23 protein-coding genes are annotated in these 19825 nt (G+C 64.6%); 18 read left to right on the forward strand and 5 right to left on the reverse strand.

The window, feature by feature from the left end; genetic code table 11:
- The first annotated feature begins 1 nt into the window (after position 1).
- Complete coding sequence (gene radC, locus VGV07_RS22960; protein ID WP_326871072.1) at positions 2-724, forward strand: RadC family protein; 723 nt, start codon at positions 2-4, stop codon at positions 722-724.
- Between the two features lie 13 nt (positions 725-737).
- Here the strand turns inward: radC and VGV07_RS22965 are convergent, their stop codons facing one another.
- Positions 738-1136 carry a VOC family protein gene (locus VGV07_RS22965; RefSeq protein ID WP_326871073.1) on the reverse strand — a complete coding sequence of 133 codons (399 nt, stop codon included), beginning with the start codon at positions 1134-1136 and terminating at the stop codon, positions 738-740.
- Positions 1137-1210: 74 nt separating this feature from the next.
- Here VGV07_RS22965 and VGV07_RS22970 point away from each other — a divergent pair, with 74 nt between their 5' ends.
- Positions 1211-1921 (forward strand): YafY family protein, encoded by a 711-nt coding sequence (locus tag VGV07_RS22970; protein WP_326871074.1) that lies wholly within the window; start codon positions 1211-1213, stop codon positions 1919-1921.
- On the opposite strand, the gene VGV07_RS22975 is transcribed toward VGV07_RS22970, so the two are convergent.
- A complete protein-coding gene (locus VGV07_RS22975) occupies positions 1918-3144 on the reverse strand; it encodes a GNAT family N-acetyltransferase (RefSeq protein ID WP_326871075.1) in 1227 nt (408 codons plus the stop codon). The genes VGV07_RS22970 and VGV07_RS22975 overlap by 4 nt on opposite strands.
- A gap of 118 nt (positions 3145-3262) precedes the next feature.
- Positions 3263-4000 carry a cytochrome c biogenesis CcdA family protein gene (locus VGV07_RS22980; protein ID WP_326871076.1) on the reverse strand — a complete coding sequence of 246 codons (738 nt, stop codon included), beginning with the start codon at positions 3998-4000 and terminating at the stop codon, positions 3263-3265.
- 155 nt (positions 4001-4155) lie between these two features.
- On the opposite strand from VGV07_RS22980, the gene VGV07_RS22985 reads away from it, so the two are divergent.
- The 5 genes from VGV07_RS22985 to VGV07_RS23005 all read left to right on the forward strand — a co-directional run bounded on the left by VGV07_RS22985 (position 4156) and on the right by VGV07_RS23005 (position 8311).
- Positions 4156-5136 carry an ABC transporter substrate-binding protein gene (locus VGV07_RS22985; protein WP_326871077.1) on the forward strand — a complete coding sequence of 327 codons (981 nt, stop codon included), beginning with the start codon at positions 4156-4158 and terminating at the stop codon, positions 5134-5136.
- Between the two features lie 173 nt (positions 5137-5309).
- Entirely contained in the window at positions 5310-5987 is a 678-nt protein-coding gene (gene rpe, locus VGV07_RS22990) for a ribulose-phosphate 3-epimerase (RefSeq protein ID WP_326871078.1), read from the forward strand.
- A gap of 34 nt (positions 5988-6021) precedes the next feature.
- Positions 6022-7344 carry an adenylosuccinate lyase gene (gene purB / locus VGV07_RS22995; protein ID WP_326871079.1) on the forward strand — a complete coding sequence of 441 codons (1323 nt, stop codon included), beginning with the start codon at positions 6022-6024 and terminating at the stop codon, positions 7342-7344.
- Positions 7344-7766, forward strand: a complete 423-nt coding sequence (locus tag VGV07_RS23000; RefSeq protein ID WP_326871080.1) for a GNAT family N-acetyltransferase — start codon at positions 7344-7346, stop codon at positions 7764-7766. Before purB ends, VGV07_RS23000 begins: the two co-directional genes overlap by 1 nt.
- The gene (locus VGV07_RS23005; RefSeq protein ID WP_326871081.1) at positions 7763-8311 is read left to right on the forward strand and encodes an RBBP9/YdeN family alpha/beta hydrolase; all 549 of its coding nucleotides are present in this window, start codon (positions 7763-7765) and stop codon (positions 8309-8311) included. Before VGV07_RS23000 ends, VGV07_RS23005 begins: the two co-directional genes overlap by 4 nt.
- A gap of 4 nt (positions 8312-8315) precedes the next feature.
- Here VGV07_RS23005 and VGV07_RS23010 read toward each other — a convergent pair whose 3' ends face one another.
- Entirely contained in the window at positions 8316-9077 is a 762-nt protein-coding gene (locus VGV07_RS23010; protein ID WP_326871082.1) for an META domain-containing protein, read from the reverse strand.
- Positions 9078-9174: 97 nt separating this feature from the next.
- Complete coding sequence (locus VGV07_RS23015) at positions 9175-9498, reverse strand: DUF1476 domain-containing protein (protein ID WP_326871083.1); 324 nt, start codon at positions 9496-9498, stop codon at positions 9175-9177.
- Between the two features lie 293 nt (positions 9499-9791).
- Here VGV07_RS23015 and purC point away from each other — a divergent pair, with 293 nt between their 5' ends.
- The 11 genes from purC (at position 9792) to VGV07_RS23070 (ending at position 19765) form a co-directional block, all read left to right on the forward strand.
- Positions 9792-10556, forward strand: coding sequence for a phosphoribosylaminoimidazolesuccinocarboxamide synthase (gene purC / locus VGV07_RS23020; protein ID WP_326871084.1), 765 nt, complete (start codon positions 9792-9794; stop codon positions 10554-10556).
- Between the two features lie 96 nt (positions 10557-10652).
- Positions 10653-10895 carry a phosphoribosylformylglycinamidine synthase subunit PurS gene (gene purS, locus VGV07_RS23025; RefSeq protein ID WP_326871085.1) on the forward strand — a complete coding sequence of 81 codons (243 nt, stop codon included), beginning with the start codon at positions 10653-10655 and terminating at the stop codon, positions 10893-10895.
- Positions 10896-11764: 869 nt separating this feature from the next.
- Positions 11765-12850 (forward strand): acyltransferase family protein, encoded by a 1086-nt coding sequence (locus tag VGV07_RS23030; protein WP_326871086.1) that lies wholly within the window; start codon positions 11765-11767, stop codon positions 12848-12850.
- A 94-nt stretch (positions 12851-12944) separates the two neighbouring features.
- Positions 12945-13610 (forward strand): phosphoribosylformylglycinamidine synthase subunit PurQ, encoded by a 666-nt coding sequence (gene purQ, locus VGV07_RS23035; RefSeq protein WP_326871087.1) that lies wholly within the window; start codon positions 12945-12947, stop codon positions 13608-13610.
- A 79-nt stretch (positions 13611-13689) separates the two neighbouring features.
- Positions 13690-14337, forward strand: a complete 648-nt coding sequence (locus VGV07_RS23040; RefSeq protein WP_326871088.1) for a Pr6Pr family membrane protein — start codon at positions 13690-13692, stop codon at positions 14335-14337.
- The gene (locus VGV07_RS23045; RefSeq protein ID WP_326871089.1) at positions 14334-14972 is read left to right on the forward strand and encodes a Pr6Pr family membrane protein; all 639 of its coding nucleotides are present in this window, start codon (positions 14334-14336) and stop codon (positions 14970-14972) included. Before VGV07_RS23040 ends, VGV07_RS23045 begins: the two co-directional genes overlap by 4 nt.
- A gap of 54 nt (positions 14973-15026) precedes the next feature.
- A complete protein-coding gene (locus VGV07_RS23050; RefSeq protein ID WP_326871090.1) occupies positions 15027-15908 on the forward strand; it encodes a CHAD domain-containing protein in 882 nt (293 codons plus the stop codon).
- Positions 15908-16375 carry a CYTH domain-containing protein gene (locus tag VGV07_RS23055; RefSeq protein WP_326871091.1) on the forward strand — a complete coding sequence of 156 codons (468 nt, stop codon included), beginning with the start codon at positions 15908-15910 and terminating at the stop codon, positions 16373-16375. Before VGV07_RS23050 ends, VGV07_RS23055 begins: the two co-directional genes overlap by 1 nt.
- A gap of 69 nt (positions 16376-16444) precedes the next feature.
- Positions 16445-18676 (forward strand): phosphoribosylformylglycinamidine synthase subunit PurL, encoded by a 2232-nt coding sequence (purL, locus tag VGV07_RS23060; RefSeq protein WP_326871092.1) that lies wholly within the window; start codon positions 16445-16447, stop codon positions 18674-18676.
- Positions 18677-18921: 245 nt separating this feature from the next.
- Positions 18922-19434, forward strand: a complete 513-nt coding sequence (msrA, locus tag VGV07_RS23065) for a peptide-methionine (S)-S-oxide reductase MsrA (protein ID WP_326871093.1) — start codon at positions 18922-18924, stop codon at positions 19432-19434.
- A gap of 97 nt (positions 19435-19531) precedes the next feature.
- Entirely contained in the window at positions 19532-19765 is a 234-nt protein-coding gene (locus VGV07_RS23070) for a BolA family transcriptional regulator (protein ID WP_326871094.1), read from the forward strand.
- Positions 19766-19825 lie beyond the last annotated feature (60 nt).

Genomic DNA, 19825 nt, shown 5'->3' on the forward strand with positions numbered 1-19825 from the left:
GATGCGCAGGGGGGAAAAGCCATCGCCGGACGGACTCGGCGAGGCTCCCGCTCCGCACTATCTCGGCCATCGCGAACGCGCCCGGCAGCGCTTCCTGCAGCTCGGCGAACAGCACATCGAAGACTATGAACTGCTGGAGCTGATCCTGCAGATCGTCATCCCGCGCAAAGACACCAAGCCGCTGGCCAAAGAACTGATCCGGGTGTTCGGCTCGTTCTCCGGCGTATTCTCCGCCACCCCGCAGCAACTCGACGGGGTCAAAGGGCTCGGGTTGGTTTCAGCCGCCAACCTCAAGATCATCCAGGCTGCCGCGCAGCGCTTCGCCCGCGACCGGATGACACCTGACCTGCCGATCCTCGGCTCATCGACGGCACTGATCGACTATTGCCACGCCCAGATGGCGTTCAACAATATCGAGCAGTTCCGCATCCTGTTCCTCGACAAGAAGAACCGCCTGATCGCCGACGAAGTGCAGCAGACCGGCACGGTCGACCACGCGCCGGTCTACCCACGCGAGGTGATCAAGCGCACGCTGGAACTGAGCGCCACGGCGCTGATCCTCGTCCACAACCACCCCTCTGGTGATCCGACCCCATCGACTGCCGACGTGCAGATGACCCGCCAGATCAACGACGTCGCCCGGCCGCTCGGCATAACGGTGCACGACCACATCATCATCGGGAAGAACGGGCACGCCTCAATGAAGGGGCTGAAGCTGATCTGAGGCTCAGCCTATTCTACCTGCCCGCGAACCTCGCCCTCGCCGCATCCGTCACCGGCGTGTAAAGCGCCACCGGCGTGCCTTCGGGGTCTCGAAACATCGTGGTGCGGTTGCCCCAGGGCATGGTCTTGGGCTCGTGGACGACCTCCAACTGGTCCTTGAGGCGGGAGTATTCCGCTTCGACATCGTCGACCATGAATTCGAGGATAGCGGTGCGGTTGGCGCGTGGTTCGGCGCTGCCTTCTTCGAACAGGGCGACGGTCTCGGCTGCGCCGATCGCGATGGTGGCGGCCGGCGTGACGATCTCGGCGAAGACTGGGGCGAGCCAGTCGGCCTTCTGGCGCGTGACCAGTTCGTAGAAGGCAACCACGGATTTGATGTCGGCGGCGACGAGGCGGGTGGAAGCGAATTTCATGCTTGCTCTCCTGAGTGATGCCCCGCTTGTAGCCAGCAGCTGCTGACAGCATTCTGGCAGCAGGAGTCATCAAGATGCGCCGCGCTGACAGGTTGTTTCAGATCATTCAGATCCTCCGCCGCTCGACTCGACCGGTGACGGCGGCCGCAATTGCGGGTGAGCTCGAGGTGTCGAAGCGCACGGTCTATCGCGATGTGGCCGACCTCATCGGCCAGCGTGTACCGATCGACGGCGAGGCGGGCTTCGGCTACCTGCTCGCTCCGGGCTATGACATGCCGCCGCTGATGTTGACGCCCGACGAGCTCGATGCCGTGGTACTGGGTGCACAATGGGTAGCCGGGCATGCCGACTCCGCCCTCGCGCTCGCGGCGCGTGACGTGGTGGCGAAAATCGCAGCGACGGTGCCGGAGCGGCTCAGGCCTTACGTCGAGCTGCCTAGCGTCGGCAGTCGGCCGGTGGTGCAGACCAACGTGGGGTCCATCGGCGAGACAGAGTTGCGGCAGACCATCCGCGACGGGCGAAAGCTGCATCTCCTCTATCGGGCGGAGAGCGGCGAGGTCAGCAGGCGCACAGTGTGGCCGGTGATCCTCGGCTACGACGACACGCATCGCATGCTGGTGGCGTGGTGTGAATTGCGTGAGGGGTTCCGGCACTTCCGGCTGGACCGGATGCTCGAAGCGCGGGTGCTGGAGGATGTCTATCCGCTGCGCCGAGCCGAACTCAGGGGCCGCTGGGAGCGGTGGCGCGAAGCGGAGTTGGCGCGACGCCGAATTGGCGTCCCCTAGGCCTCAGGCTCCGCGGCACGCTGCTCAGCCTTCGCCTTCAGCATTCGCCCGCGAACCGCCTTCACCACACCCATCACCGTCTTGTTCGCCTTGAGCTTCTGCCGCAGCACCTGCCAGCCGAAGTGCCCCTTGGCCGCAACGGTGCCGAGCGTCGTCAGCGGCACATAGTGCTGGCGCACCGGCAGCTTTAGGTTGCACCAGTGGCGCTTCTCGTCGGTGAAGCCGGCGCCCATATCGAAGACGCGATAGCCCGTATCGAACACCGTCTGCATCACCCGCAGCAGGCATTGCTTGCCGGGGGAGCCGGTCTGGATCGTCGCATCGTCGCTCATCGAGCTGATCAGGCAGAACAGCCGCTCGCCATGCGCGATGTTGTAGCGCACCGCGACGATCTCGCCATTGAGCCGCAGCACGTGCAGCCGCACGTCGATGGCAGAACTCGTTGCCAGGGTCGCGTCATAGAACGCCCGCACGCCCGGCTCCGCGAACGGGTCCGGTACGCCCATCGCGACGAAGCGCGCGGCGCGCTGGCGGAACATCACGTCGAGGATCGGTAGGGCCTCGGGGCCACCCCGCACCTCTTCGAAACCCACCTGCCCCAGCGCCTCGAGCCGCTCGCCCTGCTGGCGATCGTGCTTGCGGCGCGATTTCGAGCGCTGCGTGGTGTTGGCGTCATCCCAGCTCGCGAACTGCGCGCGATAGAGGGTCTCCGCCTCGATCGACTGGCCCAGCTCGGCGAAGATATCGACACCCTCGACGAACAGCTGTGGCACCGATTTCAGATAGATCAGGTCGGCGCCCTCGAGCCGCTCCAGCATTGCCGACCACAGCGCCGCCCGCTCGACCGAACCGAGCGTCGCGAGCCGTGCCGCATCGACCAGCGGCGCGTTGCAGCCGACATGGGCCCCGGGAAACCATGACAGCAGCCGCACGCCTTTGACGCGCCGCCGCCACAACGGCAGCAGTGCCACCGGCTCACCGTCAAAGGCAGCAGTCAGGTAGAACTGGTCGGCCTCGGCAATACCGAACGCATTGACCCAGGCACGGGTGAAGGCGGCGCTCTGGCCCGGCGACTCGATCTCTGCGGCTTCCAGTGCTGCCCAGATCGTCGCGACGTCATCGATCCGATGCGCCAGCTGCACGGTCGCCACCGGCACCACGGTCAGGCGCTGGCGCTGCGGCCGCGGCGGCGGGGTATCTTCTGCATAGGCTTCGAGAGCCATAGTCGCATCCTCGGGAGAAGGTTGCGGCGACTATCGCCAGCGGCAGTGAATGGCCTGTTGACGGAACCGTGATCGCGCGATCCGCCAGGGGATTTCGGCAGCGACGGTTAAGCCGCGCTTACCCGAATTGCTGCAGAACCGGGAAGGTTTCGAGGAACCAGTACGAAATGCGCGTGAACTGCCCAGTGAGGAACAATAGCCCGGTGATCACCAGCAAGCCGCCCATCACCTTTTCGACCAGCCCCAGATGTTTCTTGAAGCCGGAAAAGAAGGTGAGGAACGGCCCGATAGCAATGCCGGCGAGCAGAAACGGCACGCCCAGTCCGAGCGAGTAGAGCCCCAGCAGCGCCGCGCCATCGAGCGCCGTCTCCTTGGTCGAGGCCACGGCGAGGATCGCCGCCAGCACCGGGCCGATGCATGGCGTCCAGCCGACGGCAAAGGCCAGCCCGAGCAGAAACCCACCCACCGGGCCGCTGGCGACGCCCGGACCGTTATGCCGCAACTGCCGGTCGAGCAGGCCGATCCGATAGACCCCGAGGAAGTGCAGCCCCATGGCGATAATGAACAGGCCGGCAATCGGGGTAATGATCGGCAGCGCCTGGCGGAACGCCTGGCCGAACGCCGTGGCCGTGGCGCCGAACAGGATGAAGACGACGGAGAAGCCGGCGATGAAGAACAACGAGGTGAAGACACTTTTCCGCCAGATCACCCCGGCCGTGGCGCCATCGTCGCGTAACTGGTCGAAGCTCGCACCGCTCATATAGGTGAGGTAGGGCGGCACCAGTGGCAGTACGCATGGGCTGAGAAAGCTCAGCACCCCTGCCCCGAACACCAGCCAGAACGAAAACCCGTCCATCATGCCTCCGACAAATCGCGCGAAGTCATAGCCGGTTCGGGGCCGAAGGCAATGCGACGGGCGGCCGCTCGCTCTGATGTGAAGCGCGTCACTTAAACTTGACTATCTGCATCTTTCCTCTAGTGCCGCCAATTCAGGACTCCAGGGAATTTCAGATGAGACAGATATTGGCCACGCTGGCGCTGCTGGCGGCTCTGGCGGCTCCCGCCCTCGCAGCGGATTTTCCGGTGACCGTCGAGCACGTCTATGGCGCCACCACCATTCCGGCCAAGCCGCAGCGTGTCGTCTCGGTCGGCATGCACGAGCAGGATTTCCTTTATGCGCTCGGCATCGCGCCCGTCGGTGTCAAGGAATGGTGGGGTGAGCACGCCTACGCTACCTGGCCCTGGGCCGAGGCGGCGCGGCAGGCAGTTGACGCCAAGCCCGAGGTGATGACCGCCGACGGCATCAACATCGAATGGGTCGCAGCCCAGCGCCCCGACCTGATCATCGCCATCTACGTCACCATGGACGAGCCGATGTACCAGAACCTTTCGAAGATTGCGCCCGTCGTGGTCACCCCCGCAGGCTACCAGCACTGGGGCGCGCCGTGGCAGGCCGAGCTGACCATCATCGACCAGGCGACCTCGGGCAGCACCGAGAAATCCGACGTCATCATCAACAGCTTTGCCGATCGCTACGCCGCGGTGCGCCAGCAATATCCCGAGCTCGAGGGTAAGACCGGGACCAATGTCTACCTCAGGGAGGACGGCTCGTTCGACCTGTGGAGCAGCAACGATCTCGCCAGCAAGTTCCTCATCGACCTCGGCCTCACCTTCCCGCCTGAGCTCGACAAGCTGGCGCAGGACGACAACCGCATCACCGTCAGCGCCGAGTACATCGATCTGCTCGACATGGATGTGGCGATCTGGCCGGCCGACAATGCCGAGATCCAGCACAAGGTCGAAGCCATGAGCCTCTACCAGGGCCTGAAGCTCGCTACACAAGGACGCTCGATCTGGCTCGACGACGGCGACGGCCTGGCGAGTGCCGCCATGAGCTGGCAGACACCATTGTCGCTCGGCTACCTGCTCGACCTGCTGCCGCCCAAGCTCGCGGCTGCGGTAGATGGCGATCCGGCGACCGCTATTCCGTAATCGGATCGAACCACCGGGCATCCCTGGAACTCGGTGTCATCCCTGCGAAAGCAGGGACCCAACTCGCCAGTTGCGCCGGCGGATAAATGGGTCCCTGCTTTCGCAGGGATGACATCGCGGTTGGGGCGGGGTATCAGCCACCTAACAACCGGCTTTTGCCCCGACGAGGCCCCATGTCCCGCCCCATCCGCATCGCGCCCTCCATCCTGTCCGCCGATTTCACCCGGCTCGGCGACGAGATTCGCGCCATCGATGCTGGCGGCGCCGACTACATTCATGTCGATGTGATGGATGGCCATTTCGTGCCCAACATCACCATCGGCCCCCTGATCGTCTCGGCCATCCGTCCCCTCACCAAAAAGGTCATCGACGTTCACCTGATGATCGCCCCGGCTGACCCCTATCTCGGCGCCTTCGCCAAGGCCGGCGCCGACTCGATCACCGTGCATGCCGAGGCCGGCCCGCACCTGCATCGCTCGCTGCAGGCGATCCGCGCCGAAGGCAAGCGCGCCGGCGTCGCCATCAATCCGGCGACCCCGGTTTCGGCGATCGAGCACGTCATCGGTGATGTCGACCTCGTGCTGGTGATGAGCGTCAATCCCGGCTTCGGCGGGCAGAAGTTCATCCCCGAGAGCCTCAACAAGATCCGGCAAGTCCGCGCCCTGATCGGCAACCGCTCGATTGACCTGCAGGTCGATGGCGGCGTCACCGAGCACAACGCCAAAGCCCTCGCCGATGCCGGCGCCGATCTCTACGTTGCCGGAACCTCAGTCTTCGCCGGCAACGACCCCGAGACCTATGCCGGCCGCATTGCGGCCATCCGCAACGCCGCCACCACAGTTACCGCGTAACGCATCGGTTACGCGAACAAAGAGCCATAAGCCCATGATCCCGCGCTATTCCCGCCCCGAAATGGTCGCCATCTGGTCGCCCGAGACCCGCTTCAAGATCTGGTTCGAGATCGAAGCCCACGCCACCACCAAGCTGGCGGAACTCGGCGTGGTGCCCAGGGAGGCCGCCGAGACCATCTGGGCCAAGGGCGGCAACGCTACTTTCGATGTCGAGCGCGTCGACGAGATCGAGCGCACCACCAAGCACGATGTCATCGCCTTCCTGACCCACGTCTCAGAGATCGTCGGCCCCGAGGCCCGTTTCCTGCACCAGGGCATGACCTCGTCGGACGTGCTCGACACCTGCCTGGCGGTACAGCTGGCCCGCGCCTCCGACATCCTGCTCGGTGACATCGACCGGCTACTGGCCGCGATCAAGAAGCGCGCCAAGGAGCACAAGTACTCGATCACCATCGGCCGCAGCCACGGCATCCATGCCGAGCCGACCACCTTCGGCATCAAGCTGGCCGAAGCCTATGCCGAGTTCGCCCGCAATCGTGCCCGGCTGGTCGCAGCGCGTGCCGAGATCGCCACGGCTGCCATTTCCGGCGCCATCGGCACCTTCGCCAATATCGATCCACAGGTGGAAGCCTATGTGGCGGAGAAGCTGGGGCTCACGCCGGAGCCGATCTCCACCCAGGTGATCCCCCGGGATCGCCACGCCATGTTCTTTGCCACCCTCGGCGTCATTGCCTCCTCGATCGAGCGCATCGCCACCGAGATTCGTCACCTGCAGCGCACCGAGGTGCTGGAAGCCGAGGAGTTCTTCTCGCCTGGCCAGAAGGGCTCTTCGGCCATGCCGCACAAGCGCAACCCGGTGCTGAGCGAAAACCTTACCGGCCTCGCCCGCCTGGTTCGCGGCATGGTCACCCCGGCGCTGGAGAACGTCGCACTCTGGCACGAGCGCGACATCTCGCATTCCTCGGTCGAGCGCATGATCGGCCCTGATGCCACGGTGACGCTGGATTTTGCGCTCAATCGGCTGGTCGGGCTGATCGACAACCTGCTCGTCTACCCAGAGAACATGAAGCGCAATCTGGATCTGCTGGGCGGGCTGCACAATTCGCAGCGCGTGCTGCTGGCGCTGACCCAGGCCGGCATGAGCCGCGAGGATTCCTATGCTGCGGTGCAGCGCAACGCCATGCAGGTCTGGCAGGCGCGCGGCGATCGAGCCGGGCTGTTCGCGCAACTGCTGAAAGCCGATCCCGAGGTTTCGAGTAAACTCGGCGCTTCCGAGATCGACGCCATGTTCGACGATTTCTATCACCTGAAGCATGTTGACGCGCTGTTCGAGCGCGTCTTCGGACCGGAGGTCTGATGGCCATCGTCTACGCGCGCGAAGCGGCCCTGCCGGTCGACGACTATATCGCGGTGGTCGGCCACAGCGCGCTCGGGCCGACCCGCCCGATCAACGATCGCGCGCGTATTGCCGCGATGATCGAAGGTGCCGACCTGATCGTCACCGCCCGCATCGACGGACGCTGCATCGGCCTCGCCCGCTGCCTCACCGATTTCGCCTGGGTTGCCTATTGCGGCGATCTCGCCGTGCACGACGACTTCCAGGGCCGCGGCATCGGCAAGGGCCTGCTCGAGGCCTGCCGGCAGCACCTTGGCGACGGCGTCGGCATGGCCCTGCTGTCCGTTCCAGGCGCTGTCGGCTTTTACGACAAGCACGGGCCGTCGGTGGACCTCCACCGCTACGGACATGCTTACTTCATGAACCGAAAGCGCGGTGTATGAGAATCGCGGAAGCAGACATCCTGATCCTCCCCGGCCTGGGCAATTCCGGCGCCGGCCATTGGCAGCGCCGCTGGGCCGATCGCTTTTCCACCGGCCGTATCGTCGAACAGGACGAGTGGGACGACCCCGATCTGCGCGACTGGACCGCAGCGATCGTGGAAGCGGTAGAAGCTGCCCGGCGTCCCGTCGTGCTGATCGCCCATTCGCTGGCCGTTTCGGCATTGGTACACGCAGCGCCGCGCTTTCCGGCCGGCAAAGTGAAGGGGGCATTCCTCGTTTCGCCGCCCGACCACGAAGGTCCAGGTTTTCCGCGCGAGGGCCGCAGCTTCGACAACGTTCCGACCGACCCGCTGCCCTTCCCCTCGCTGCTGGTGGCCTCGACCAACGACAGTTATGTCTCCCCCAACCGCGCCGCCGACATGGCCACGGCCTGGGGCTCGGAGCTGCACTTTGCCGGTGAAGCCGGCCACATCAACCTCGCCTCCGGGCATGGCCCGTGGCCCGAGGGCCTGCTGATGTTCACCCGCCTGATGCAGCGGATCTGACCCCTTACATCGCCGAGAACTGCGCCACGACCTTCCCGGCATCGTCGCTGAGGAACAGCTTGCGCTGCGCCGGATCGATCCGATACGCCCGCGCCACGGCCAGCGCCGCGTGCAGTTTCATCTCCTGGTCCATCGCCGCTTCGGTGCAGGCCATCATGGTCGAAGCGAGTTCGCCGAAGCTGATCTTGTCGCCCGCGATGGTGGCGCTGCCGCTGAAGCGATTACAGCCGCCATTGCCGGAGACTTTGCCGCCCGCGCCGATCTCCAGCGTCGTCTGCAGGTAGTCGATCACCCCACCGCCAGCAATGTCTTCAGCCAGCCAGGCTCCCTCCAGCGGCAGTGTCGTGGTATCGCCGCCGGCGACGCGCTGCACCAGCAGTTCCACGTCCGCCACCTGCGGGTCGAAGCTATGTCGCTCGGTGGTGGTGAACATCAGTTCGTCGCCGGCTGTGATGCTGGCGCGCCAGGCATAGGTGTGGCCGGTCTCGAGCTTTGCCGGATCGAAATCGAGGCTGAAAGCCGTGGGGCTGGTCGTTGCCGGTACGGTTGTTTCGGCGATCACGGTTGCCGGCGCGTCGGCCAGCGACACATCCTCGAGCCGCACCGTCGCCTTGGCGCCGACGGGCAACAGCATCCGCTCGCGATAGACAACGGTGCCGGTGATCGTCGTGCCGTCGGCCAGCGCGATGCCAGCGACCGAGGCCAGCATGGCCCCGACGATCAGGGTCATGGCAGGACGCCGGCCAATCAGCAGAGTACGTTCCATCCTGGACCTCCAGCTTAGGTCCAAACCGAAACGCCTCGCACCCATGGGGCGCAAGGCAAATCGAGACGATGGTTTAGGTTGGCTTACCGCGAAGGCATCAGCCCTCGTTGAGCACCTGGTCGCGCGCTACGCCGACGAGCTCGGCCATCTTCTGACGAATCATGTCGTCCGACACCGAAGCACCCTTGGCCTTCAGGTCGCCCGAGATCTTGCGGAATACGTCTTCGTCGCCGGCTTCCTCGAAGTCGGAAGCGACGACCTCCGCGGCGTACTGCTTGGCGTGCTCGTCGCTCAGGCCCATGTGCTCTGCCGCCCACAGCCCGAGCAGCTTGTTGCGACGCGCCTCAGCCTTGAAGCGCAGTTCCGAGTCGTGAGCGAACTTCGCTTCCTGACCCTTTTCGCGATCGTTGAATCCCGACATCTACGCTCTCCGCAAATCTGCCCGGCAGTGGGCACCCTCGATGGGTTTGCACATAAGCTGGACCGCCAGCCAAATCAACGGGTGCCGGTCGCGGCATTTGGTCAATGCGATCAGCGGCTGATGCGCGACCCCGATGCTCGTCGCTCGCCGGCAACCCCACGGTTTGACCGAATTTTCTCAGGCGAATGAGCTCCGCCGCAGGGCTCGCCTGCAGGTGAAAGAGCTTGCATTGCGCTGCCATTCTGGCGCATGAACGCCGCAATTCCCCACATTGTCCGAGAGGCAGGGCTCATATGAACCGTCGCCGCAAAATCTATGACGGCAAGGCCAAGACGCTCTACGAGGGCCCGGAGCCCGGGACGCTGATCCAGTATTTCAAGGACGACGCGACTGCCGGCAACGGTGCCAGGCACGAGATCATCGACGGCAAGGGCGTGCTGAACAACCGGATCTCGGAGTACATCTTCTCCAAGCTCAACGGCCTTGGCATTCCGACGCACTTCATCCGGCGGCTCAACATGCGCGAGCAGTTGATCAAGGAAGTCGAGATCATCCCGCTCGAGGTGGTGGTGCGCAATGTTGCCGCCGGGTCCCTGACCAAGCGCCTCGGGCTCGAGCCCGGCACCCAGCTGCCCCGTTCGATCATCGAGTTCTACTACAAGGATGATGCACTCAACGACCCGATGGTGTCGGAAGAGCACATCACCGCCTTCGGTTGGGCGACCCCGCAGGAACTCGACGACATCATGGCGCTGGCCATCCGCGTCAACGATTTCCTCACCGGACTGTTCATGGGCGTCGGCATCCAGCTGGTCGACTTCAAGATCGAGTGCGGCCGCCTCTATGACGGCGACCTGATGCGGATCGTTCTGGCCGACGAGATCAGCCCGGACAACTGCCGCCTGTGGGACATCAAGACCCGCAACAAGCTCGACAAGGATCGCTTCCGCGAGAACCTTGGTGGACTGGTCGATGCCTATCGTGAAGTGGCGCAGCGCCTCGGTATTCTTGTGGAAACCGACAACGCGTTGACCACCGGCCCACGACTCGTGCAATAGCCGCCCAGCGTGCTCGGAAGGCGGTGACGCCTTCCACCTCGAGCCCGCCGCACTGAAAATCCAGGGCAGCCCCCTGCCCTTTTTCGGGAATCCTCGATGAAAGCCCGCGTCACCGTTACGCTGAAATCCGGCGTCCTCGACCCCCAGGGTCAGGCCATCCAGGGCTCGCTCAAAAGCCTGGGCTTTTCTGGTGTCGGTGCCATTCGGCAGGGAAAAGTGTTCGACCTGGAGCTCGGTGAATCCGATTTGTCACAGGCCGAGGCTAATGTCCGCGCGATGTGCGACAAGCTCTTGGCGAACACCGTCATCGAAAACTACACCATAGAAATCACGCCTTAAGATTCACCGCTTATGGTACCGGCCGCTCGCGTAACCCTGAGCCTGTACCAGTAAAAGACCGCCCCAATGCTCAAGACATTCTCCCTGTCGATTGCCTTCTTCCTCGCGCTCGGCCTGCTGTTTGCCGCCTACGCGTCGGTTCCCGTCTGAGCCGTAGGCCTCAGAACCCCTTAGCCACTGCCAGCGGGCACGCTCCGGCCTTCATGCTTGCGTGCGTGTTTGGTCCTCCCCACCCGGCAGCGCCAAAAACTCGTTGTCATCCCAGCGAAAGCTGGGACCCAACTCACAGCCCGCGCAAGTGGATGGATGGGTCCCAGCTTTCGCTGGGATGACAGCCGGTGGGTGGGGCACAGACCTGCTCACGAAGGGCAGCATGATCACCCTTAGACTTTGGTCGCGTGGCGCCGCTACCACAGGCGGCGCCCCACCACTTTTCCGCCGCCCCGCGCTCTTCGAATAGTCACAGGACCCCATCACACCCTGCAATTAACCGTGCCGGTTCAGACTCCATTCAGCCGTCGGGGCGCATTGGAGCCATGCACGGTCCGAGACTATTCCGGTCCCGCGAACCGACCTAAGCACGGCCCTGAACCAAAGCGCAGTTTCGCGCTGCTGAACGATATCGAAAATGCTCAAGACCTTCTCGCTCTCTGCCTTGTTCTTCATGACCATCGGCGTCCTGCTCGCTACTCATCTGTCGCTGCCGTTCTGAGGTCCGGCAGCCCGCGAGGCTGCCTTCGACGCACCGCCGCCAGCTCGATAAACCTTTAGTGATTAAGCACTTGGCTTAAGCCTAAATGCAGGCACTTCGCCCCAGATGACCCGCCAGGCGCTAAAACGCGCTGGACGCGCCTCGGGAGCTTCGAGAAATGTCGACTGCAGCCAACCGCCTCGAATGGGTTGATGCCGCCAAGGGCCTCTCCATCATCCTCGTGGTGATGATGCACTCGGCCTATGGTGTCGGCGAAGATCTCAACGGCACCGGCGTCCTCCACTACATCATCGGCTGGGCCACCCCGTTCCGCATGCCGGAGTTCTTCCTGATCTCCGGTCTGTTCCTTGGCCAGGTGATTGCGCGTCCCTGGGCGGCCTATGCCGATCGTCGCGTGGTGCACTACCTCTATTTCTATGCGCTGTGGGCCGTGCTGCAGATCGTCTTCAAGGTCGGCCTCGGTACCGGTGACTTTGCATCGGTGGGGAGCCAGATCCTCTGGGCCATCGTCGAGCCCTACGGCGTCTTGTGGTTTATCTACATGCTGGCGGTCTACTCGCTGGTGACCAAGCTGCTTTTCACCTTCAAGGTGCCGCACGGGCTGGCGCTGGCCGCCGCGGCCGCGCTGCAGATCTTCCCGGTCACCACAGGCATCGGCCTGCTCGACCACTTCGCCGCCTATTTCGTCTACTTCTGTGCCGGCTATGCGTTCGCTCCGCTGGTGTTCCGCATCGTCGCCTCGGCGCAGGGCAATGCGCTCTGGGCCGCGTTGGCGCTCATTGGTTATGCGGTAATCGAGGGCTACCTGGTCTTCGCCGGCGGCTCCGAAATGCACCCGCGCGGCATCACCATGGGCTATGCCGCGCTGCCCGTGGTGCATCTCGGGCTCGGCTTCGTCGGCTCGCTCGCCGTCTGCCTCACCGCCGCGCTGCTCATCAAGCTGCCATGGATGGGGTGGCTCCGCTGGCTTGGCGAACACTCCATCGTCGTCTATCTCAGCTTTTCGATCCCGATGGCGGCGAGCCGCACCTTGCTGGAAGCGACCGGCCTGATCTCCGATGTCAGCACCCTCAGTATCATCGTCATGACCGTCGCACTGCTGTCGCCGCTGGTGCTCTTCTGGCTGATCGAGAAGACCGGCTGGGGCCGGTTCCTGTTCGAGCGCCCGACCTGGGCTCACCTACCCGGCACCCCGGGCAGCCGCGGCAACGTCAAGCCAGCTTCGGTTCAGCCTGCCGAGTAAGCCACAGCCGAGCGGACGGAACTGCGGTTCCGCCCTTGCTTTTGCCACCAAGACTCACCAAAGGATCGGCATCTCGCACCAGGAGCTGCTGCCGATGAAAGCCGCCGTCGTCGTGTTCCCCGGCCTCAACCGTGATCGCGACATGATTGCCGCACTGACCAAGATCGGCGGCGCGGCGCCGGCGATCGTCTGGCACAAGGATGCCGAGATTCCCAAGGTCGACCTGATCGTGATCCCTGGCGGCTTCTCCTACGGCGATTACCTGCGGGTCGGCGCCATCGCGGCGCGCTCCCCGGCCATGGACACAATCCGCGAACGCGCCTCCCAGGGCGTCAGGGTGATGGGCGTCTGCAACGGCTTCCAGATTCTCAGCGAAGCTGGCCTCGTTCCCGGCGTGCTGATGCGCAACGCCTCGCTGAAGTTCGTCTGCCGTGAGGTGAAGCTTTCGGTCGAGAATGCCTCGACCGCCTTCACCAGCGGTTACGCGCAGGGCCAGGTGATCCGTTGCCCGGTCGCCCACCACGACGGCAACTACTTCGCCGACGCCGAGACCTTGGCCGCCGTCGAAGGCAACGGCCAGGTAGCGTTCCGCTATGCCGAGGGCACCAACCCGAACGGCTCGCTCAACGACATCGCCGGCGTGTTCAACGCACAGAAGAACGTCCTCGGCTTGATGCCGCACCCCGAGAACCTGATCGAGAGCGCGCACGGCGGCACCGATGGCCGGCAGCTCTTCGCAACGTTGCTGGACGCGGCCTGATCGCCAACTAGCGGTGGCGCAGCGCGGCGGCGCGCTTTAGGCTCGGCAGCATTGCAACGACTTTGCTGAGATTGCCAAATTGCGGATATTGCTCGCCTGGGTCGCCATTCTTGTCGGCGCAACCGGTCTCGCGCTCGACTGGTCGGCCATCTTTCCATCGGTGATGACCGCTTCGGCGACCAACGCGGTGGCCCGTAGCTTCCCCGATGCCTTCATCTACTTCTGGACCTACTTCACCCACCTGACCAACCTGTGGCTGCTGCTGACCTATGCCTCGGTGCTCTCGGGCTGGCGCTGGCTCGGCTGGTTTCGCCGCCCGGTGATCATGGCCTCGGCGGCCGCCTTCATCACGCTGGTTATGCTCTACTACCATTTCATGCTGGCCCCGACGCTGAACATGCAAGGCGCGCTGGCAGTGGCGACCTGGCTGCTCCACTACGCCGCGCCGATCCTTTACCTCGTCTGGTGGGCCCTGTTCGCGCCGCACGGCGTGCTGCGCTTCCGGCATATCGGCCTGATGCTGCTGCCCGGCATCGGCTACGTCGCCTGGGTGCTGCTGCGCGGCGCCGTGGTCCACGAGTATCCCTATGATATCCTCGATGCCGGCAAGTTCGGCTATGGCGGTGTGGCGATCGGCGTCGCCGTGCTGCTGGTTGCCGTCTGCATCTTTTCCGTGATCATTGTCTGGGGCGATCGCGTTTTGGCGCAGAGGGGGAAACCGGCATGACGTTGCGCATGGTGCTGCTGTGGTTCGGCGCCATTGCCGGCCCGCTGACGTTGCTGGCGCGCACCTGGCTGACGCTGGGGAGCCGGCTGGAAAACGGCGACAACCTCCTCGGTGCGTCGGCCTTCCTCCTCACCTTCTTCACCGTGCTCACCAACCTGATGATGGCGCTCTGCTACGTCGCGGCGCTGACCGGCTGGACATGGCTCGGTTGGTGGAATCGTCCCTTCGCTCGCGGCCTGACCGTCGGCTCGATCGTCATGGTCTCGGTCTACTACATCTTCTTTCTGTCGGGCCTCGAGAGCTTCACCGGCATCGACAACGTCCTCAACATCTACATGCACTACCTGGCGCCATGGCTGTTCGTGCTGTGGTGGCTGCTGACGCCCGGGCATGGTGCGCTGCGCTTCGCCGACGTGCCGAAGATGCTGCTCTATCCGCTCGTCTACGTCATTGTGGTGATGGTCCGCGGCGCGCTGGTGCACGAATACCCCTACCCCATCCTCAACGTCGACAAGCTCGGCTACGGTCAGGTCGCCATTGGCTGCCTGGGCATGCTGATCGGCTTCGTCGTCATCTACGCCCTGACCGTCGCCATCGACCGTTGGTTCGGCCGCCGGCAGCCGGCGAGCGCCTGACGCCTTGTTTGTGACAGCCGCCCGACCCTAAGCTTCCCCTTTCAACGGGGCCGAATGTCCATGGGTTTCGAATGGTCGCGGGATGACGCCACCGTGGGTGATGGGTTTCTGCGCATAGCGCGTGAGCAGATCGGCAAGGCTGTCGCCGGCGCCGAGAACAGCCAGGAATCGCCCGAACGGCGGGTGCACGAAGCCCGGCGACGCTGCAAGAAGCTGCGGGCTTTGTTCCGCCTGGTCCGTCCGGGCTTCGCAGGTTATGGCACCGAAGATGCCTTCGTACGCGACGCCTCGCGCGGTCTCGCCGCCGCCCGTGACATGCGGGTGACGCAGCAGACCTATGTCGAACTGATGGCCTGGGCTCACCGGCCGGTGCCCCCCCTTGCGTCCGATGCGTCCGGTCGCGATGGCGAGGTGGAAGCCCTGCGGAGCTTCGCAGATCAGATGCGCGAACTCGATCACCGCAGCCGCGACTGGCGGCTCGAGCGGATCGACCTCGACACCCTCGCTGCGGGTCTCAAGCACACTTACCGCCGCGGTCGCCAGACCGGCCGCGAGGCAAACCGGCGCCGCACCGACGAGGCCTTCCACGAGTGGCGCAAGTACAGCAAGTATCATTGGAACCAGCTCGGACTGCTCGAAGGCTGTGCGGGCGAAATCCTCCCCGCCGCCCATAAGTGCGCCGGCGACCTCGCCGACCAGCTGGGGCTGCACCACGACCTGGCGGTGCTGCAGGATCTGTTGCGTACCGCTCCCGCGGAACTCGGCCCGGATATCGACGTGGGGTTCGCCATTGATGCGGCAGACCGCCGGCAGGCCGAGAGCGAGGCGAGGATCGCCAGTCTCGGCCGCCAGGTCTTCGCCGAAAAGCCCAAGGCCCTGAAAGCGCGCTTTTCCGCCTATTTCGACGGTTGGTTGAGCCGCGAGGCCGCCGAGTAATGGGCATCGAGATCGAGCGGAAATACCTCATCGCCCGTAGTGGCTGGCGCGATATCGTCACCTCCACCCAGTTGCTGCGCCAGGGCTATCTCACTGCCGGGAGTGGCGTCACCGTGCGCGTTCGCACCGTCGATGATCGCGTTGGCTACATCACCATCAAGAGCGGCGGCTCGGCCTTAGCCCGCGCCGAGTTCGAATACGAAGTTCCGATCGCCGATGCGCGCCAGATGCTGGGCTACATCCGCGGGGCACAGGTCGAGAAGCTGCGCCACCACCTCGACCTTGCCGGCGGCGACTGGGTGGTCGATGAGTTTCAGGGCCGTCACGCCGGCCTCTTGATCGCCGAAGTCGAACTCGAAACTCCGACTGGCAAGCCCGACCTGCCCGACTGGCTCGGCGACGAGGTCACCGGCGATCCGCAATACTACAATTCCAGCCTCGCCATGCTGGTCGGCGGGGAAATCTAGGACCTTTCCAGTGTCGCGCGTCGGCGTCATCCGCTATAGCGGGCGCTAGCGGATCAAGGCCGGATTCTCATGACCTTCAACAACCACATCGCCATCACGCCCGAACTCGTCAAAGACCACGGGCTGAAGCTCGACGAGTATCAGAAGATCCTGCAGCTGATCGGCCGCGCGCCGACCTACACCGAGCTCGGCATCTTCTCGGCGATGTGGAACGAGCACTGCTCGTACAAGAGTTCGAAGAAGTGGCTGCGCACGCTCCCCACCACCGGCCAGCTGGTAATACAGGGCCCGGGTGAAAACGCCGGCGTCGTCGATATCGGCGACGGCCAGGCGATCGTCTTCAAGATGGAATCGCACAACCACCCCAGCTACATCGAACCCTACCAGGGCGCGGCGACTGGCGTGGGTGGCATCCTCCGCGACGTCTTCACCATGGGGGCGCGGCCCGTCGCGGCCATGAACGCGCTGCGTTTCGGTGATCCGAAGCATGAAAAGACCAAGCACCTCGTCTCCGGTGTCGTCGCCGGTGTCGGCGGCTACGGCAACTCCTTCGGCGTCCCCACGGTGGGCGGCGAGGTCGAGTTCGACGAGCGCTACAACGGCAATATCCTGGTCAACGCCTTCGCCGCCGGCCTCGCCGATACCGACAAGATTTTCTACTCCAAGGCCGAAGGCGTCGGCCTGCCGGTCGTCTATCTCGGCGCCAAGACCGGCCGTGACGGCGTCGGTGGCGCCACCATGGCTTCGGCCGAATTCGGCGACGACATCGAAGAGAAGCGCCCGACCGTGCAGGTAGGGGACCCCTTCACCGAAAAGCGCCTGCTCGAGGCCTGCCTCGAGCTGATGGCCACCGGCGCGGTGATCGCCATCCAGGACATGGGCGCTGCCGGCCTCACCTGCTCAGCCGTCGAAATGGGCGCCAAGGGCGACCTCGGCGTCGAGCTCAACCTTGACATGGTGCCGGTCCGCGAAGACGCCATGACCCCCTACGAGATGATGCTCTCGGAAAGCCAGGAGCGCATGCTCATGGTGCTGCATCCCGAAAAGGAAGCCGAAGCCCGCGCCGTGTTCGAAAAGTGGGAGCTCGACTTCGCCACCGTGGGTCACACCACCGACGATCTGCGCTTCCGCGTGATGTGGAAAGGCGAGGAAGTCGCCAACCTGCCGATCAAGCAGCTCGGCGACGAAGCGCCGGAGTACGACCGCCCATGGACCGCTCCGGTGGTGCCTCCGGCGCTCGCCGCTGACGACATCCCACAGATGGATATCGCCGACGCACTGCTGAAGCTGCTCGGCTCGCCGGCGCTGTCGTCGCGTCGCTGGGTCTACGAGCAGTACGACACGCTGATCCAGGGCAACTCGCTGCAGCGCCCCGGCGGCGATGCCGGCGTCATCCGCGTCGACGGCCACCCGACCAAGGCGCTCGCCTTCACCTCCGATGTCACCCCGCGCTATTGCGAGGCCGATGCCTACGAGGGCGGCAAGCAGGCCGTGGCAGAGTGCTGGCGTAACCTGACGGCTACCGGTGCCGATCCGCTGGCCGCCACCGACAACCTGAATTTCGGCAACCCCGAACGCCCCGAGATCATGGGCCAGCTGGTCCATGCGGTGAAGGGCATCGGCGATGCCTGCCGCGCACTGGGCTTCCCCATCGTTTCGGGCAACGTCTCGCTCTACAATGAAACCAATGGCCGCGGCATCTTGCCGACCCCGACCATTGGCGGCGTTGGCCTGATCCCCGACTGGTCGAAGATGGCCCGCGCCGCCTTCGCCGCCGAGGGCGAAGCGATCCTGCTGTTCGGCGCCCCGGATTGGTGGGGCACCCACCTGGGCCAGTCGATCTACCTGCGCGAGCTGTTTGGTCGCCGCGACGGCACGCCGCCGCCCGTCGATCTCGAGCATGAAAGGAAGGTCGGCGACCTTGTTCGCATCCTGATCCGCGACGGCGTGGCCACGTCGGTGCACGATCTCTCCGACGGCGGCCTCGCGGTTGGCCTCGCCGAGATGGCGATGGCCTCGGGCATCGGCGCCACGGTCAACCAGCTCGATGGTGGCGACCCGCTGCCGCTGTTCTTCGGCGAAGACCAGGGCCGCTATATCGTCACCATGAGCCGGGCCAACCTCGATAAGTTCTACGCCGAGGTCTACCCCTATGCTGGCGTCTTCGCCCCCTGGATCGGCAATACCGGCGGCACCACGCTGACCCTGGGCGAGGCCCGCCCGCTGGCGATTGCCGACCTCAAGGCGGCGCACGAAGGCTGGTTCCCGCAATACATGGCGGGCGAGATCGCCGAGGTTTGAGGCAAACCTGACCGATAGAGACGGCCCCCACCCGGCCTCCCCCATAAAGGGGGAGGTGAAGAGTCGAGGCTCGATCTTCGATAGAGCCCAACGAACCGGCAGGGCACCTCCCCCTTCATGGGGGAGGATGGGAGGGGGCCGTCTGCCGCAGCGACGCACCTCGCCAATGCCATTTCCGTGACCGGGTGTAACATTCCACCCCGCCAGTGCGTATATAGAGCGCATCCCAAATAATGGAGACCATCATGACGACCACTGAGCGGGCGGTTCTGGCTGGCGGGTGTTTCTGGGGCGCGCAGGAGCTGCTGCGCCACAAGGACGGGATTATCTCCACCCGTGTCGGCTATTCGGGCGATGACGGCTTCGCCAATGCAACTTATCGCAGCCACGGTGACCATGCAGAGGCGGTCGAGATCGTCTTCGATCCGAGCCGCATCAGCTATCGCGATATCCTGGAGTTCTTCTTCCAGATCCACGATCCCTCGACCAGGAACCGCCAGGGCAACGATGTCGGTCGCGCCTATCGCTCCGCGATCTTCTATGAGAATGCCGAGCAGAAGGCAGTGGCCGAGGACACCATCAAGGATGTCGACGCCTCCGGCTTGTGGCCCGGCAAGGTGGTGACCGAGCTGCAGCCGGTCGGCCCGTTCTGGGAGGCCGAGCCCGAGCATCAGGATTATCTGCAGCGCATCCCCAATGGCTACACCTGCCACTGGGTACGGCCGAACTGGAAGCTGCCCAAGCGCCAGGCCGCTTAACGCAAACGGGCGCCGGGACACCGGCGCCCGCTCCCGTTGAACAGCCCCTGCCTGCGTGCCATATCTCAACCAGGGCTCAACCACCGGGAGACTCGCCATGGGCATGGCCGCCACCGAAATCGAACGCCGCATCCTCAAGGCGCTTCCCGACGCCATCGTCGAAATCCGCGACCTCGCCGGCGACGGCGACCACTACGCGGCGACCGTCACCTCCGAAGCCTTCCGCGGCAAGAGCCGCGTCCAGCAACACCAGATGGTCAACGCCGCCTTCGGCGCCGACATGGGCACGGTGTTGCATTCGCTGGCGCTGCAAACGAAGGCGCCGGATTGACCCTCTTCATCCTCCCCCGCGTGGCGGGGGAGGGGGACCGGCGAAGCCGGTGGAGGGGGC

Source organism: Devosia sp., assembly GCF_035944845.1.
In the GTDB taxonomy this organism is placed as follows: domain Bacteria; phylum Pseudomonadota; class Alphaproteobacteria; order Rhizobiales; family Devosiaceae; genus Devosia_A.